Source organism: Qipengyuania aquimaris, assembly GCF_009827445.1.
Taxonomy (GTDB): domain Bacteria; phylum Pseudomonadota; class Alphaproteobacteria; order Sphingomonadales; family Sphingomonadaceae; genus Qipengyuania; species Qipengyuania aquimaris.
This window is the reverse complement of sequence record NZ_WTYI01000001.1, coordinates 674370-688840: the sequence shown is the minus strand read 5'-3', so window position 1 is coordinate 688840 and position 14471 is coordinate 674370. Positions and strand designations below refer to the sequence as shown.

At 62.3% G+C, this 14471-nt stretch carries 18 protein-coding genes; 6 read left to right on the top strand and 12 right to left on the bottom strand.

Annotated elements, in window-relative coordinates:
* Positions 1–7: 7 nt before the first annotated feature.
* From GRI34_RS03380 to GRI34_RS03370, 3 genes are all read left to right on the top strand, one after another.
* Positions 8–652: a phosphoribosylanthranilate isomerase gene (locus GRI34_RS03380; protein ID WP_160594733.1), complete on the top strand. Its 645-nt coding sequence runs from the start codon at positions 8–10 to the stop codon at positions 650–652.
* 150 nt (positions 653–802) lie between these two features.
* Entirely contained in the window at positions 803–1417 is a 615-nt protein-coding gene (rpsD, locus tag GRI34_RS03375; RefSeq protein ID WP_100261066.1) for a 30S ribosomal protein S4, read from the top strand.
* A gap of 136 nt (positions 1418–1553) precedes the next feature.
* Positions 1554–1733: a hypothetical protein gene (locus GRI34_RS03370; RefSeq protein ID WP_325065172.1), complete on the top strand. Its 180-nt coding sequence runs from the start codon at positions 1554–1556 to the stop codon at positions 1731–1733.
* Here GRI34_RS03370 and GRI34_RS03365 read toward each other — a convergent pair.
* From GRI34_RS03365 to GRI34_RS03310, 12 genes are all read right to left on the bottom strand, one after another.
* Positions 1700–2428 carry a M50 family metallopeptidase gene (locus tag GRI34_RS03365; RefSeq protein WP_160594731.1) on the bottom strand — a complete coding sequence of 243 codons (729 nt, stop codon included), beginning with the start codon at positions 2426–2428 and terminating at the stop codon, positions 1700–1702. The two genes, GRI34_RS03370 and GRI34_RS03365, sit on opposite strands and share 34 nt — an antisense overlap.
* Positions 2429–2447: 19 nt before the next feature.
* Positions 2448–3140 carry an SDR family NAD(P)-dependent oxidoreductase gene (locus GRI34_RS03360; protein WP_160594730.1) on the bottom strand — a complete coding sequence of 231 codons (693 nt, stop codon included), beginning with the start codon at positions 3138–3140 and terminating at the stop codon, positions 2448–2450.
* Positions 3137–4273, bottom strand: coding sequence for a tRNA guanosine(34) transglycosylase Tgt (tgt, locus tag GRI34_RS03355; protein ID WP_160594729.1), 1137 nt, complete (start codon positions 4271–4273; stop codon positions 3137–3139). Before tgt ends, GRI34_RS03360 begins: the two co-directional genes overlap by 4 nt.
* Before the next feature lies 1 nt (position 4274).
* Positions 4275–5225: a DUF481 domain-containing protein gene (locus GRI34_RS03350; protein WP_160594728.1), complete on the bottom strand. Its 951-nt coding sequence runs from the start codon at positions 5223–5225 to the stop codon at positions 4275–4277.
* A 19-nt stretch (positions 5226–5244) separates the two neighbouring features.
* Positions 5245–6009 carry an ABC transporter permease gene (locus GRI34_RS03345; RefSeq protein ID WP_160594727.1) on the bottom strand — a complete coding sequence of 255 codons (765 nt, stop codon included), beginning with the start codon at positions 6007–6009 and terminating at the stop codon, positions 5245–5247.
* The gene (locus tag GRI34_RS03340) at positions 6006–6956 is read right to left on the bottom strand and encodes an ABC transporter ATP-binding protein (RefSeq protein ID WP_160596374.1); all 951 of its coding nucleotides are present in this window, start codon (positions 6954–6956) and stop codon (positions 6006–6008) included. The genes GRI34_RS03345 and GRI34_RS03340 overlap by 4 nt, the downstream gene beginning before the upstream one ends.
* A 7-nt stretch (positions 6957–6963) precedes the next feature.
* Positions 6964–7422 (bottom strand): hypothetical protein, encoded by a 459-nt coding sequence (locus tag GRI34_RS03335; protein ID WP_160594726.1) that lies wholly within the window; start codon positions 7420–7422, stop codon positions 6964–6966.
* A gap of 99 nt (positions 7423–7521) precedes the next feature.
* Positions 7522–8553: a tRNA preQ1(34) S-adenosylmethionine ribosyltransferase-isomerase QueA gene (queA, locus tag GRI34_RS03330; protein WP_160594725.1), complete on the bottom strand. Its 1032-nt coding sequence runs from the start codon at positions 8551–8553 to the stop codon at positions 7522–7524.
* 41 nt (positions 8554–8594) lie between these two features.
* Complete coding sequence (locus GRI34_RS03325) at positions 8595–9263, bottom strand: peptidylprolyl isomerase (protein WP_160594724.1); 669 nt, start codon at positions 9261–9263, stop codon at positions 8595–8597.
* Positions 9264–9343: 80 nt separating this feature from the next.
* On the bottom strand, positions 9344–9856 hold the full coding sequence (gene coaD / locus GRI34_RS03320) for a pantetheine-phosphate adenylyltransferase (protein ID WP_160594723.1): 513 nt from the start codon (positions 9854–9856) through the stop codon (positions 9344–9346).
* Positions 9856–10764: a polyprenyl synthetase family protein gene (locus GRI34_RS03315; RefSeq protein ID WP_199800103.1), complete on the bottom strand. Its 909-nt coding sequence runs from the start codon at positions 10762–10764 to the stop codon at positions 9856–9858. The genes coaD and GRI34_RS03315 overlap by 1 nt, the downstream gene beginning before the upstream one ends.
* A gap of 3 nt (positions 10765–10767) precedes the next feature.
* Complete coding sequence (locus GRI34_RS03310; protein WP_160594722.1) at positions 10768–11022, bottom strand: exodeoxyribonuclease VII small subunit; 255 nt, start codon at positions 11020–11022, stop codon at positions 10768–10770.
* A gap of 64 nt (positions 11023–11086) precedes the next feature.
* On the opposite strand from GRI34_RS03310, the gene GRI34_RS03305 reads away from it, so the two are divergent.
* From GRI34_RS03305 to purL, 3 genes are read left to right on the top strand one after another with little or no spacing between them, the layout of a single operon-like run.
* Positions 11087–11482: a DUF2177 family protein gene (locus GRI34_RS03305; RefSeq protein WP_100261053.1), complete on the top strand. Its 396-nt coding sequence runs from the start codon at positions 11087–11089 to the stop codon at positions 11480–11482.
* 16 nt (positions 11483–11498) lie between these two features.
* The gene (locus tag GRI34_RS03300) at positions 11499–12182 is read left to right on the top strand and encodes a hypothetical protein (RefSeq protein WP_160594721.1); all 684 of its coding nucleotides are present in this window, start codon (positions 11499–11501) and stop codon (positions 12180–12182) included.
* A 46-nt stretch (positions 12183–12228) separates the two neighbouring features.
* On the top strand, positions 12229–14463 hold the full coding sequence (purL, locus tag GRI34_RS03295; RefSeq protein WP_160594720.1) for a phosphoribosylformylglycinamidine synthase subunit PurL: 2235 nt from the start codon (positions 12229–12231) through the stop codon (positions 14461–14463).
* Positions 14464–14471: the final 8 nt, after the last annotated feature.

Genomic DNA, 14471 nt, shown 5'->3' with positions numbered 1-14471 from the left:
TCACTTCATGACCGATGTAGCGATCAAGATTTGCGGGATTTCGACCCCGGATGCCCTCGACGCAGCGACAGCGGCGCGCGCCGACTTCGTAGGACTGGTGTTCTTTCCGCCCTCCCCCAGACACGTGGACGGTTACGCTGCAGCAGCACTGGCTGCGCGTGCGGGATCCACTATCGGGCGCGTGGGCCTTTTCGTAGATGCGGACGACGGCCTGATCGGAGAAAGCGTCAGGGCTGGCCGACTCGATGCAATCCAGTTGCATGGCGAGGAAACGCCGGAGCGCGTGGCGCAGGTGAAGGAACGCTTCGGGCTGCCGGTCTGGAAGGCAATTCCCGTCGCGACTGCGAGGGATGTCGAAAAGGCCAAGGCCCACGATGGGGTTGCCGATCTCCTGTTGTTCGATGCGCGGACGCCCAAGGATGCGGCCCTCCCCGGTGGCATGGGGCTCAGCTTCGACTGGTCCCTGCTGTCTGCATGGCGGGGCAAGCCCGGATGGGGGCTGGCCGGCGGGCTGTCTGCCGCCAATGTGGCAGGTGCGCTGGCGAAGACGGGCGCGCCGCTGCTCGATACCTCCTCGGGCGTCGAAACCGCGCCGGGCCATAAGGACCCGGAAATGATCCGCGCCTTCTGCAAGGCAGCGCGCAACGCTTGACGCGCTGCACAATCCTGCTATGCGCGCGCCTTCGCTAATTGGCTCCGCACCCCGGTGAAGCGGTAGCCGCGCTGGAACACTCTTCCAGCGGTGCGATGCCGGGTTGGATGGCGGACATTGGGTTCGCTCAGCAAATTGAAGGAAAGACTTATGTCGAAGCGCAAGAGCGCCAAGTACAAACTCGACCGCCGGATGGGTGAAAACATCTGGGGTCGTCCGAATTCCCCGGTCAACAAGCGTTCCTACGGCCCCGGCCAGCACGGTCAGCGTCGCAAGAGCAAGATGAGCGACTTCGGCCTGCAGCTGCGCGCCAAGCAGAAGCTCAAGGGCTACTACGGCGACGTGACCGAGAAGCAGTTCAAGCGCACCTACAAGGAAGCGTCGGCCATGAAGGGCGACACCGGTCAGAACCTGATCGGCCTGCTCGAACAGCGTCTCGACATGGTTGTGTATCGCGCCAAGTTCGCTCCGACCATCTTCTCCGCCCGTCAGATCGTGAGCCACGGCCACATCTTCCTCAATGGCGTGAAGACCAACATCGCATCGGCCCGCGTCAAGGTCGGCGACGTCGTCAGCCTCGGCAGCAAGGCCAAGGACATGGCTCTCGTCATCGAAGCGCAGAGCCTGCCCGAGCGTGAAATTCCCGACTACGTCGCGCCCGACGGCACCGACAAGGTGACCTTCACCCGCGTGCCGAAGCTCGACGAAGTGCCCTACCCGGTCACGATGGAACCGAACCTGGTCGTCGAATTCTATTCGCGCTGATCACTTCGGCAACGAAACACGAAAGGGCGGTCCTGCGGGGCCGCCCTTTTCGTTTCGATTGGTCGCATTTTCAAGAAGTTGCAGGAACCAGCCACGGGCCTGGCGTTGTGTCGATGCTATGGTCTTCTATCGCTTCGTGACACGCAATCGCATCGGCAAATGGTATGCCTCGCTCACCGACGCACAGCGCAATGCAAACGCGATCGGCGCCGGCTTCACAGGGCCCGGCGGCAGCTTCACCGCCTATCGCGGGACGATCCTCGAAATGCAGGAAAAGCCTGGTCAGCGCGAATGGGCCAAGCGTAGGGACCAGTAGATCATTGCGACGATAATCGCTGTGATGAGGCCACCCCAGAACCAGTACGGCAGGAAAAGCGCCTGCGCGATGTGACCGGTGTCCGATAGCTGCGGCCGCCCGCCGAGCATGCCGCCCTGGCTGAACAGGTAGCCGAAGTCGCGATAGATGCTGATGCAGCCCTGCACGCCAAGGAACTGGACTGCGAAATGGCGTTGGTTCGGCTTTGCCTTGAAAGCGAACCAGAGACAGGCCAGCCCGACTGCAGGCAGGACCAGCCATCCCGTGAGGGAACGCACCCAGATAAGGGTCGAGACCAATAACACCCCGCCCAGTACAACCAGCGCATTCCGAGTAGCGCGCCTCGTTCGTGAGGACAGGATCAGCGCGCATCCTGCGAATGTCGGCCCCAGAAGTCCGGCGGCTGCGATCAGGGCACTCGACAATCTGGACGGCTCGCCCTCGGACAGGTGCGCAGCATAGCCCGAACCATTGGGGAATATGACCAACCGCTCGAACTCGTGGCCGAATGCCATCGCCGCAAGGCCGTGTCCCATTTCATGAAACCAGGTCGACAGGATCGTGAACGGGTAGAGCAGATATCCGCCGTAAGGCGAATGCCACAGGAGGATCGTGACGATCGCCATGACGACCAGCGCAGTAATCTCGTTCCGGTCGTTCGACGGGAGCCCGCCACCTGCACGCCAACTGGTCATCTTGCGCCTCTACTCTTCATCAGGCCGGAATTTCCTCGCCGTCGTAGGCAAAACACTTTCCGCTGTCCGATGGTCCAAGCCCGTTGAGGACGTCCAGAAGACTTGCCGCAGAATATTCCGGCGTGAACAGCTTGCCCGCCGGGACATTGCGCTGGAAAGGCACGCTCAGCCGCGTGTCGACCGTGCCGGGATGTAGTCCGACGCAAAAGGCCTCAGGCTTCTTTCGCGCCAGTTCGATCGACAGGCTCCGGATCATCATGTTGAGCGCAGCTTTGCTTGCCCGGTAGGCATACCAACCACCCAGGCGATTGTCGGATATGCTCCCGACCCTTGCCGAAAGCGCCGCAAACCCAGAGCGCCGTTCATCCGAAAGGAGCGGCAGGAAATGCTTGGCCACCAGTGCCGGCCCGGTGACATTGATCGCAAAGTTTCGCGCGAGGTTTTCCGCCTCCAGATGTCGCCAGTCCTTCTCGGGGCCACTGCCTTCCTCATGGAGAAAGCCGGTCGCGACGAACACGAGGTCGAGTGGTCCACTCTCGCCCGATTTCGCTGCTGCCTCGGCAATGCTGGATTCGTCTTCCAGGTCTATCTTCACGTCACCGCCCGAACGACTCAGACGGATGACCTCGACCCCGTCAGCTTCCAGCCTGTCGGCAATCGCCGCGCCAATGCCGCCGGACGCGCCGATCACAGCTGCGCGGCGCCACGTCACTGCTTGGCGGCTCCAAGGTAATCCCTGCGGAAGTCAGAGGCGAAGGCCGCGAAAGTGCCCGCAGCGATAGCGTCACGCATGGCCTGCATCAGCTGCTGGTAGAATGCGATATTGTGTTCGGTCATCAGCATCGCTCCGAGTATCTCGCCCGCTTTCTGCAAGTGATGAAGATAGGCGCGCGAATAGGTAGAGCAAACCGAGCAGGCGCATTTCTCGTCCAGCGGTCCCGTGTCCTCGGCGAACCGCGCATTGCGAAGGTTCAATGGGCCATGCCAGGTGAAAGCCTGTCCATTTCGACCCGACCGGCTCGGCAAGACGCAATCGAACATATCCACCCCGCGCTCTACGGCGCCGACCAGGTCGTCGGGCTTGCCGACGCCCATCAGGTATCGTGGCCGGTCCTGCGGCAATTGGGCGGGTGCGAAATCCAGCGTGGCGAACATCGCCTCCTGCCCCTCGCCCACTGCAAGGCCGCCGATCGCGTAACCGTCGAACCCGATGTCGGTGAGCTTTTCCGCGCTGATCTTGCGCAATTCCTCGTCGAGGGCGCCCTGCTGGATGCCGAACAGGGCAGAACGCTCGGCGTGTTCACCACCCGCGTCGAAACCGTCGCGGCTCCGCTTGGCCCAGCGCATCGACATTTGCATGCTGGCTGCGATTTCGTCGCGCGGACGGTCGGCGCGCGGACATTCGTCAAAGGCCATAACGATGTCGGACCCGAGCAGTCGCTGGATTTCCATCGAACGCTCGGGCGTCAGCATATGCTTCGAGCCATCGATATGACTGCGGAACTCGACACCCTTTTCGGTCAGTTTGCGCAGGTCGGACAGGCTCATCACCTGATAGCCGCCGCTATCGGTGAGGATCGGGCGATCCCAGTTCATGAATTTGTGCAAACCGCCAAGCCGGGCAACGCGCTCTGCACCAGGGCGCAGCATAAGATGGTACGTATTGCCGAGGATAATGTCCGCGCCCGTCGCTCGCACGGTCTCCGGCTTCATCGCCTTGACCGTGGCGGCGGTGCCTACGGGCATGAACGCGGGCGTGCGGATGTCACCGCGCAGCATCGAGATACGACCAGTGCGCGCAGCACCGTCGGTCGCGTCCATCTTGAAGTCGAACCGGCTGGCCATTTCAGAATCCATAGATAAGCGTGGCGCGGGTCAGCGTGTCGGTCGAGACTTTTCCGACGGGCGGATTGCTGTCGTAGTCGATCTGGTACGACAAACGCGAGCGGAGGCGGTTGTTGATCTCGAAATCGAGACCGCTGATGAAGGTCAGGCTGGTGTTCGATCCATCGACGATCAGCTGCGCTTCCCCGCCCGTTTCGGCCAGCGCATTCGCGTCCTGAGTGAACGAAAGGCGTTCGAAAATCTGCCAGTCGAAATCGAGGCCCGCTAGTGCCGCAATACGGTTTTCCGTCCGGCCATCGGTGTACTCGGTGACCCGATATGCCGGACCCGCTTTTACCGACAGGGCGAGCGTTTCGCTGTCCACCAGCTTGTAACCGATCCCGCCCGATACGGCGTACCTGCCCGAAAAACCCTGGATCTTGTCGCGCTCGTACTGGGCGAGGCCGTAGACGAACATCCGGTCGTTGAACTGCCAGCGAGGCTCGTAGGCGAGCAGGTATTGTTCGCGGCTCGTCTCGCCGTTCTGGCGCTGGTAGTCGAGACGCGCACGAACACGATGGCTCCAGTCGATGCCCTCGCGCTTCATCTTGAGTGACGCTGCAATGCCGACGCTGTCGGTGTTGCCGGACGACTGGAAGCCGCCGATCTCGCCCTCGCCCGACCACAGATCGAGCGGGCCGGCGTCCTTGATCGTGGCGATCCGCGCCTGCTCGGCCGCGGCGGTACGTTCCGCAAGGGTAGCCTTCCAGCCGTTCTCGAGCGTGTCGATTGCGCTCGCATCGTCAGGAAAGCTCGAGCGGGCGACCGATATCACGGCATCCACCTTAGCCGCATCGCCGGTCGCGATTGCGTTTTCGATCATTGTCCGGGCGGCTTCAGGAAGCTCGGCGCTGGCGGGCACAGCCAGGCACCCGACCAAAAGGGCTATCAGGATATGACGCAGGTTCTTCATGGCGCCCGCGCCTAGCGTGTCATGCGCGCAGTCGCCAGCCTGTCTTGAAGATATAGGCGATCACGCCGGTACATGCCGCCAGGAAAGCGAGCGTAATCCCGAAGCTGATCCAGATGTTCACATCGCTGCTGCCGTAGAAGGTCCAGCGCAGCCCGCTGACGAGGTATACGATCGGATTTGCCAGCGCGATCGTGTCCCAGGGCTTGGGCAGCATGTCGATCGAGTAAAAGGTGCCGCCGAGGAAAGTCAGCGGCGTGAGAAAGAGCATCGGGATGATGCCCAGCTTCTCGAAATTGTCGGCCCAGATCCCGAGGATGAAGCCGAACAGGCTGAAGGCGGCGGCCACTAGCATGATATAGATCACTGCTAGCAAAGGGTGCGCGATCGAATAATCGACGAACAGGCGCGCGGTCAGGAGGATGATCGCTGCAAGGATAAGGCTCTTGGTCATGGCTGCCCCGACGAATCCGATCAGGGTTTCGCCCACTCCGACAGGGGCGCTCAAAAGCTCGTAGATCGTACCCGTGAAGCGCGGCATGTAGATGCCGAAACTTGAATTGCTGGTCGTCTCGCCCAGCAAGGTCAGCATCAGTAGACCGGGAATTATGAAAGCGCCGTAATCGACCCCGCCAAGGTCAGGCATCCGCCCGCCGATGGCCGCACCGAAAACGATGAAATACAGCGATGTGGTCAGGACCGGCGCAAGGACGGACTGAAAGGCCGTGCGCAGGAAACGCATCAGTTCGCGCGTGTAGATGGACCAGGTCGAACGCCAGTTGATCATGCCGCATCCTCGTCTTCACCGAGCAGGGTGACGAAAATGTCTTCCAGGCTGCTCTCGCGCGTGTCGATACCTGAGTAATCGATCCCGGCCGCGATCAGGGCCTTGGTCAGAGCAGCGACCTCTTCCTTGCCCTTCCCGGTCCCGTCCCCGCCGCGATAGCAGATCGCATTTCCACCATCCTCCAGCTCGACCGGAAAGTGTCCGAGCGCTGCCGGCAGTGCGTCCAGCGGCTTGGCGAGCGTAATGTGTGCCTCTGTTCTGCCAAGGCGGGACATCATGGCGTCCTTCTCGTCCACCATCAGGATCCTGCCGCCGCTGATGATCCCGACGCGGTCGGCCATTTCCTCGGCCTCTTCGATGTAATGTGTGGTCAGGATCACCGTGACCCCGCGCTCGCGCATCTGGTCGATGATGCGCCACATGCCCTTGCGCAATTCGACGTCCACACCTGCGGTAGGTTCGTCGAGGAACAGGAGGTCGGGCTCATGCGCCAGGGCCTTGGCGATAAGCACGCGGCGCTTCATTCCTCCCGACAGGGCCATGATCCGCTCGTCGCGCTTCTCCCACAGGCTGAGAGAGCGCAGGATTTCCTCTATCCGCTCCGGATTGGGCGGAAGCCCGAAGAGCCCGCGAGAGTAGGCAACCGCACGCTTCACCGGCTCGAACATGTCGGTGCTCAGTTCCTGCGGCACGAGGCCGATCCGGCTACGCGCCTGGCGCCACTCGGTAGCGAGGTCGTGCCCGAATACGCGCATGGTGCCGGATGTCGGCCGCACAAGGCCGCAAACCGCGCCGATCAGGGTCGTCTTGCCCGCTCCGTTCGGCCCGAGCAGGGCGAAGATCTCGCCCCGGCGGATAGTCAGGTCGACATTGTCGAGCGCCTTCAGGCCGCCTGGGTAGACCTTGGTCAGCCCTTCGAGTTCGAGGATCGGGTCCGAGCTCAGGATAGCGCTCCTACTCGGCCAGCGCGATCATGGCAGCGGGATCGATATACTGGATATACGCCATCAGAGCCTGCATGGCCGCTGGGTCCATCATCAGTTCCGCCTTCGCGATCTCGCCGAGCCGACCGCCCGCAGCCTGCATACCCATCCGGTCGCGGCTCTGCATGACTACCTTGGCCTGCGCCTTGCAGTCCTTTGTAAGCAGGCGGGCGAAGAGGTCGGCCATCTCGCGATCGACCTGCTCCTTCGCTGAGGTATCGACTTCGACCAGGCCCTCCATCATCGGTGAGGATGCCATGCTGCCTGCCATCCAGCGAGCAACCAGCGTGCGATCGCTGCCGGTGGTCCTGTCGACCAGGCACTGCCCCAGTTTCGCCGATGCTTCGTTCGGCGCTGCAACCATGCTTTGCGCCGCGAGCGGCGTGCTCATGGCGACTGCGGCTAGCGCTGCCAGACCGGTGAATTTCATTGCGTCCCTCCGTTGAATTGAGGTCGCGATTCGGACCTCGCGGTCACCATAGGCCAAGGATCGGGAGAGCCAAGTTCGGACTGCGGACCGATCCCCGGCTCAGGGAATGAGAAGCGATGAGTCGCCGTAGCTGTAGAAACGGTATTCGTTGGCAATCGCGTGGGAGTAGGCCGCCATCATGCGGTCCCTGCCCATAAGGGCGCTCACCAGCATCATCAGGGTCGATTTCGGCAGGTGGAAATTGGTCATCAGGCCGTCGACCGCGCGGAATTGATATCCGGGCGTGATGAAGATGTCGGTGTCGCCTGCAAACGCGCGGATCACGCCATCGGCCTGCGTCGCACTTTCGAGCAGGCGGAGGCTCGTCGTACCGACGGCGATGATCCGGCCACCCGATGCGCGCGCTGCGTTGAGCCGGTCTGCAACCTCGGGTTCGATCCGGCCCCATTCCGAGTGCATGGCATGATCGTCCGTATCCTCCGCCTTTACCGGCAGGAAGGTCCCGGCCCCGACATGGAGGGTGAGGGTTTCCCTGCGCACGCCTGCATCATCCAGAGCGGCGACGAGTTCGGGGGTGAAATGCAGTGACGCCGTGGGCGCTGCGACGGCACCGTCCTCGGCTGCGAACATGGTCTGGTAGTCTTCCCGGTCCTGCGCATCGGTCTCGCGCTTTCCGGCGATATAGGGCGGAAGGGGCATGCGACCTGCGCGTTCGAGCAGCACTTCGACCGGTTCGTCTCTCTCGAATGCCAGGATGAAAGACCCGTCGGGCAAGCGCTCTTCGGCAATGGCGGAAACGCCCCCGCCGAACTCGATCAGGTCCCCTGCCCGCACGCGCTTCGCGTTGCGTATAAAGGCTTGCCACCGGCGCAGGTCGACGCGCTTGTGAAGGGTTGCGCCAATCTTCGCTTCGCCGCGGCGCCCCTCGAGCTGTGCCGGGATGACGCGGGTGTCGTTGAAGACCAGCACGTCGCCCGCCTTCAGCAGGGAAGGAAGATCGCACACGCCGCAGTCGCGCATCGGCCCCTCGGCACCCTCGACGACGAGCATGCGAGCGGCATCGCGCGGGCGCGCCGGACGCAAGGCTATGCGTTCGGGCGGCAAATCGAAATCGAACAGGTCTACCTTCATCGCCAGCGCCTCTAAACGCATGGCGGGTTCAGGAAAAGCGCTTAACCGATCGGCGCGTTGAGATCGTCCGTAGTAACCTCGGGATCGGCCATGATACGCGGAGCAGCCGGGACCGGACGATTGTCAGCCGCGATCGAAGCCTGAAGGACGCGAGTGGGGTCCTGCGGCGGTTCGCCGCGATTGATCGCGTCGACTGCGGCCATGTTCGAAATCACGCGGCCGAAATTCGTGTAGCGCTTGTCGAGGTTGAAACGCGGGTAGAAGACGATGAAGAACTGGCTGTTCGCGCTGTCTTCATCGGCAGCGCGGGCCATCGACACGGTACCGCGTACGTGCGGCATGATGTTGAATTCTTCCTCAAGGTCGGGAAGCTCCGAACTGCCTTGACCGGTGCCCGTCGGATCTCCGGTCTGCGCCATGAAGCCGTCGATTACGCGGTGGAAAATCACGCCGTCATAGAAACCGGCGCGGGCCAGCGTCTTGATACGCTCAACATGGTTGGGCGCCCAGCTCGGCATCAGGCGGATTGCCACCCGCTCGCCATTGGACAGGTCGAGCAGCAGGATGTTCTCCGGATCTTCCTGTACGCTGTAATTAATCGGCTCGAATTTCGCGCGCGGAGCCGGGGCTTCGGCATCCTGCGCTGTCGCGGATAGCGGAGCGAGAGCCGTCAGGGCGGCGGCAGCAAAGGCAAGCGAGGTCTTGAGCATCGGGTTTCCGTCGAATTGTCTGGTATGCAAAACGCCCTAGCGAGCGGGCGCTGTCGGTTCAATGAATAGCTTTGGCAGGATCAATAGTCGCCCAGCTGTCCCTTTTCTTCCACACGCTTGACCACATCCTCGCAAACCGCCTGGCTCACGAAGGGCGTGATATCACCGCCGAAAAGGGCGATTTCCTTCACCAGCTTGGAGGCAATCGGCTGAAGCGAGACGTCTGCCATGAGGAAAACCGTTTCGATATCGTCGTCGAGCTGCTGGTTCATGCCGGCCATCTGGTATTCGTATTCGAAATCGGCGACGGCTCGTAGTCCGCGAATGAGCACGTTGGCGCCCATCTTTTGCGCGAATTTCACCAGCAGCGCATTGAATCCTTCGACCTCGACATTGCCAAGTCCCATACGTGCGATCTCGCGCTCTACCATCGCGAAGCGTTCCTCGGTCGAGAACATCGGGTTCTTCGAAGGGTTCGTGGTCACCCCGATAATGAGCTTGTCGACCAGCTTCGATCCGCGGCGGATGATATCCGCATGACCGAGTGTGATGGGATCGAAAGTCCCCGGGTAAATGCCGATACGTTCGCCCATCAGTGATCCCTCTTCACGACAAATCGCGCCAATTCGACCAGCAATGCAGCGTCCGAACCGTGGCTGGCAAGGTGCTGCCCAGCTTGCTCGACCAGCATTTCCGCCTGCGCGCGCGCGGCATCGCGGCCCATCAGGGTCACGAAGGTCTGCTTGCCCTGCCCCTCGTCCTTGCGCAGCGCTTTCCCGGCTTTTTCCTCGTCACCTTCTACGTCGAGGAGATCGTCGGCGATCTGGAACGCAAGCCCGATGTCGCGTGCATAGGCGCGCAAGTGCGTGCGGCCTTCGGGCGGGATGCGGCCAAGGATCGCCCCCATTTCGACACTGGCGGCAAGCAGAGCGCCTGTCTTGAGCTGTTGCAGGCGGGTAACCTGGCGCAGATCGTAATTCTGTTCGTCGGAAACGATGTCCATCATCTGGCCGCCAGCCATGCCTTCATGGCCGCTTGCCTTGGCAAGAGCAGCCACCAACTCTGCGCGAACAAAGGGGTCGTTGCTGGTGTCCGGCATGGTCAGGATGTCGAATGCCAGCGCGTGGAGGCAATCGCCCGCGAGGACCGCTGTCGCCTCGTCGAACTGCTTGTGCAGCGTAGGCTTGCCATGGCGCAGATCGTCATCGTCCATGCAGGGAAGGTCGTCGTGGATCAGCGAATAGGCATGGATCGCCTCGACGGCGCAACCGGCATTGACGGCGGCCTGGCGCGTCACTCCGAAGAGCTGTGCAGTGGCGCAGACCAGCAAAGGCCGGACGCGCTTCCCCCCGCCAATCGCTGCGTACCTCATCGCCTCGACCAGACGCGCGCGAGTATCCTGCGGCACGGGAAGGAAAGCATCGAATGCCCCGTCCACCTCGCTTTGAATCCGCTCGAAAGCGTCGGCCAGTAGATCGGGCATTGCGGTCATTACGGTCATGCCTCAGCTTTCCGCATCGAAGGGCGCGGTCCCGGAAGGTTTGCCGTCGGCGCCCTGGACAATCTTTTCGATACGCGCCTGCGCCGCATCCAGTCTTGCCTGGCACGCCTTGCGCAATTCCTCGCCGCGTTCGTAGAGCGCTATGCTTTCGTCGAGCGGCACTTCCCCGCTTTCGAGATTGCGCACGACACCTTCGAGCGCGCGGAGCGCTTCCTCGAAACTCATTTCGCCGATCGGCTTGTCTAGACCCTCTGTCATATGGGGTGAGCATTGACGGGGCGCAGCCGCGCGGTCAAGAACATGGAAAAACTGGGGAGCGGATATGACGTGGATTATCGCATTCGTTGCAGCGGCACTGGCTTTCGGGGCGCTGGACGCGCTGTGGCTCGGCTGGGCCGGGAATAATTTCTATCGCCCCCGGCTCGGCGACATGCTTGCCGACAGCTTCCGGATGGGCCCGGCACTGGTGTTCTATGCCGCCTACGTGGCCGCTATGGTCTGGTTCGCAGTTCGCCCCGGCCTCAGCGCCGGGCTCGGCAGCGCGGCGCTCAACGGGGCATTGCTCGGCGCGATCTGCTACGCGACCTATGACCTGACGAACCAGGCAACGCTCAAGCAGTGGTCGACCACGGTTACCATCGCCGACATCATCTGGGGCGCATTCGCCACATCGGTTGCAGCAACCGTCGCCACCTACGCCGCGAGCAAACTCGCCTGAGGGAAGCAGCAGCTCCATGTTCATTGGTCACTTCGCACCGGCTTTCGCCGCGTGCGCAATCACGAACGAAGCCCCCAAGCTGGGCACGCTGTTCATCGCCGCTCAGCTGGTGGACTGGGCCTTCATGGCCTTCTTCATGGTCGGCATCGAGCAGGCGAGGATCGAACCCGGCATCACGGTAATGAGCCCGCTCGACCTCTATCACATGCCCTATACGCACAGCCTGCTCGGCACAGCGGTGTTCGCGGTAGGCTTTGCAGCGGTGGTCGGCATTACCTTTCGCAACGCAGTGGCTGCGACCTGGACCGCGATCGTGGTGATGAGCCACTGGGTGCTGGACCTGTTCGTCCATCGCCCCGATCTCACGCTCGCAGGAGGGGACGAAAAGCTTGGCTGGGGACTGTGGAATTACCCGTGGATCGAAATCCCGCTTGAGCTGGGAATCACTCTTGGCGCATTCATCTGGTTCATGCGTGCAACCAAGGGGCCGATCGTACCCCCGCTGATCCTGATCGGCTTCATGCTGGTCTTCCAACTTGTAAGCTGGTTCGGCCCACAACCTACAGAATATTCGATCGCCCTGCCCCTGACGGCGCTCTTCGCCTTCGGGTTCCTCACTGCCCTCGCCTACTGGGTTGGCACGACCCGCTGGCATCGCAACGAGGTCGGCCTGGGAGTGGCAAGCCCACCATTGTGGTAGCCCTGCATATTGCGCCTCGGCGCGCAGCACCGTAAGGGCGCGGGCCATGAGCGAAATCACCCCCGACGTCGTTGCCCAGCATGGCCTTTCCGAAGAAGAATACGAGCGCGTCCTGAACGCCCTTGGACGAGAGCCTAACCTCGTCGAACTCGGCATCTTCTCGGTCATGTGGAGCGAGCATTGCTCCTACAAGTCCAGCCGCCTTCACCTGAAGAAACTGCCGACCGAGGCTCCGTGGGTCATCTGCGGTCCGGGCGAGAACGCGGGCGTCATCGATATCGGCGATGGGCAGGCCGCCATCTTCAAGATGGAGAGCCACAACCACCCGAGCTACATCGAACCCTATCAGGGTGCTGCGACGGGCGTCGGCGGCATCCTGCGCGATGTCTTCACAATGGGCGCGCGCCCGGTTGCAAACGCGAATGCGTTGCGCTTCGGACGGCCCGACCATCCGAAGATGAAGCACCTCGTGCAGGGCGTGGTCGCGGGCATCGGCGGCTATGGCAATTGCGTGGGCGTCCCGACCGTCGCTGGCGAGACGAATTTCAACCCGGCCTATGACGGCAACATCCTCGTAAATGCCATGACCGTTGGCGTCGCCGATGCTGACAAGATCTTTTATTCGGCCGCGACCGGCGTCGGAAACCCGATCGTCTATGTAGGCTCGAAGACGGGCCGCGACGGCATTCACGGCGCGACCATGGCCTCTGCCGATTTCGAGGAAGATGCCGACGCCAAGCGCCCCACGGTTCAAGTGGGCGATCCCTTCACCGAAAAGCTGCTGATCGAAGCCTGCCTCGAATTGATGGCCACCGATGCCATTGTCGCGATCCAGGACATGGGCGCGGCAGGCCTCACCTCCTCCAGTGTCGAGATGGCGACCAACGGCAAGGCCGGTATCCGCCTCAACATGGACAACGTGCCGTGCCGCGAAGAAGGCATGACGCCCTACGAAATGATGCTGAGCGAAAGCCAGGAGCGCATGCTCATGGTGCTGAAGCCCGGCAAGGAAGAAATGGCGGCGGCCATCTTCGAGAAATGGGAGCTGGACTTCGCGGTAATCGGCGAAGTTACCGACACGCGGCACATGGTGCTCGAATTCGGCGGCGAAGTGGTGTGCGACATTCCGCTCGGCCCGCTCGCCGCAGATGCGCCCGAATACGACCGCCCGTATCTTTCGAAGGAAGAGTACACCGCCTGGGCCGGGATCAAGCCGATGGTTGACCGCCCCGACACCAGCGATGTCGGCGGCGACCTGCTTACTCTCCTCGCCTCCCCCAACCTGTCCTCGCGCAGCTGGATTTCGGAACAGTACGACAGCCAGGTTGGCGCAGATACGCTCCAGACGGGCGGCGACGCCGGCGTTGTGCGGGTGCATGGCACGAAAAAGGCGCTGGCGATCAGCACCGATTGTACGCCGCGTTACGTCCACGCGGACCCGTATGAAGGCGGAAAGCAGGCGATCGCGGAAGCATACCGTAACCTGTGCGCAGTCGGCGCGCGTCCCCTCGCTGTCACCAACTGCCTCAACTTTGCCAATCCGCAGCGCCCCGAAATCATGGCTCAGTTCGTCCATGCGCTCGACGGTATGGGCGCCGCCTGCCGCGCGCTCGACTTCCCGATCGTCTCGGGCAACGTCAGCCTTTACAACGAGAGCAAGGCGACCGGCGGCGGCAGCGCGATCCTGCCCACCCCGGCTATCGGCGGCGTCGGTCTGATCGACGATTACGCCAAGATGATGACCATGCCCTTCAAGGCCGAAGGCGAGGCGATCTACCTCATCTGGCCAGAAGAATGGGCGACCCCCGATCCGGAACGTTCGCACATCGGCAAATCGCTGTGGCTTGCCGAAATCCATGGCCGCGACGAAGGCCGCGCTCCGCCGGTCGACCTGACGCTGGAAAAGAACGCGGGCGAAGGCGTGCGCGAACTGATCGAGGCAGGTCTGGTCAGCGCGGTTCACGATGTCTCCGATGGCGGTCTTGCCGTGGCACTCGCCGAAATGGCCATGGCCAGCGGCATGGGTGCAGAGACCATCGGCAATGACGATTACACGCAGGCGCAGTGGTGGTTCGGCGAAGACCAGGGCCGCTATGTCATCACCGTCCCCGATGCAGAGGCGTTCAACGCCTATCTCGCCAAGGGAACGGAAAATGAAGACACGGCCCGCGTCGGTTTTCGTCGCCTCGGCACTGTCGGCGGGAACGAGCTATTCGGCGTCCCGGTGACCAAGCTGCGCGAAGCCCACAAGAGCTTCTTCAGCAAGTGGATGGAAGGCTGAGGCAGCGC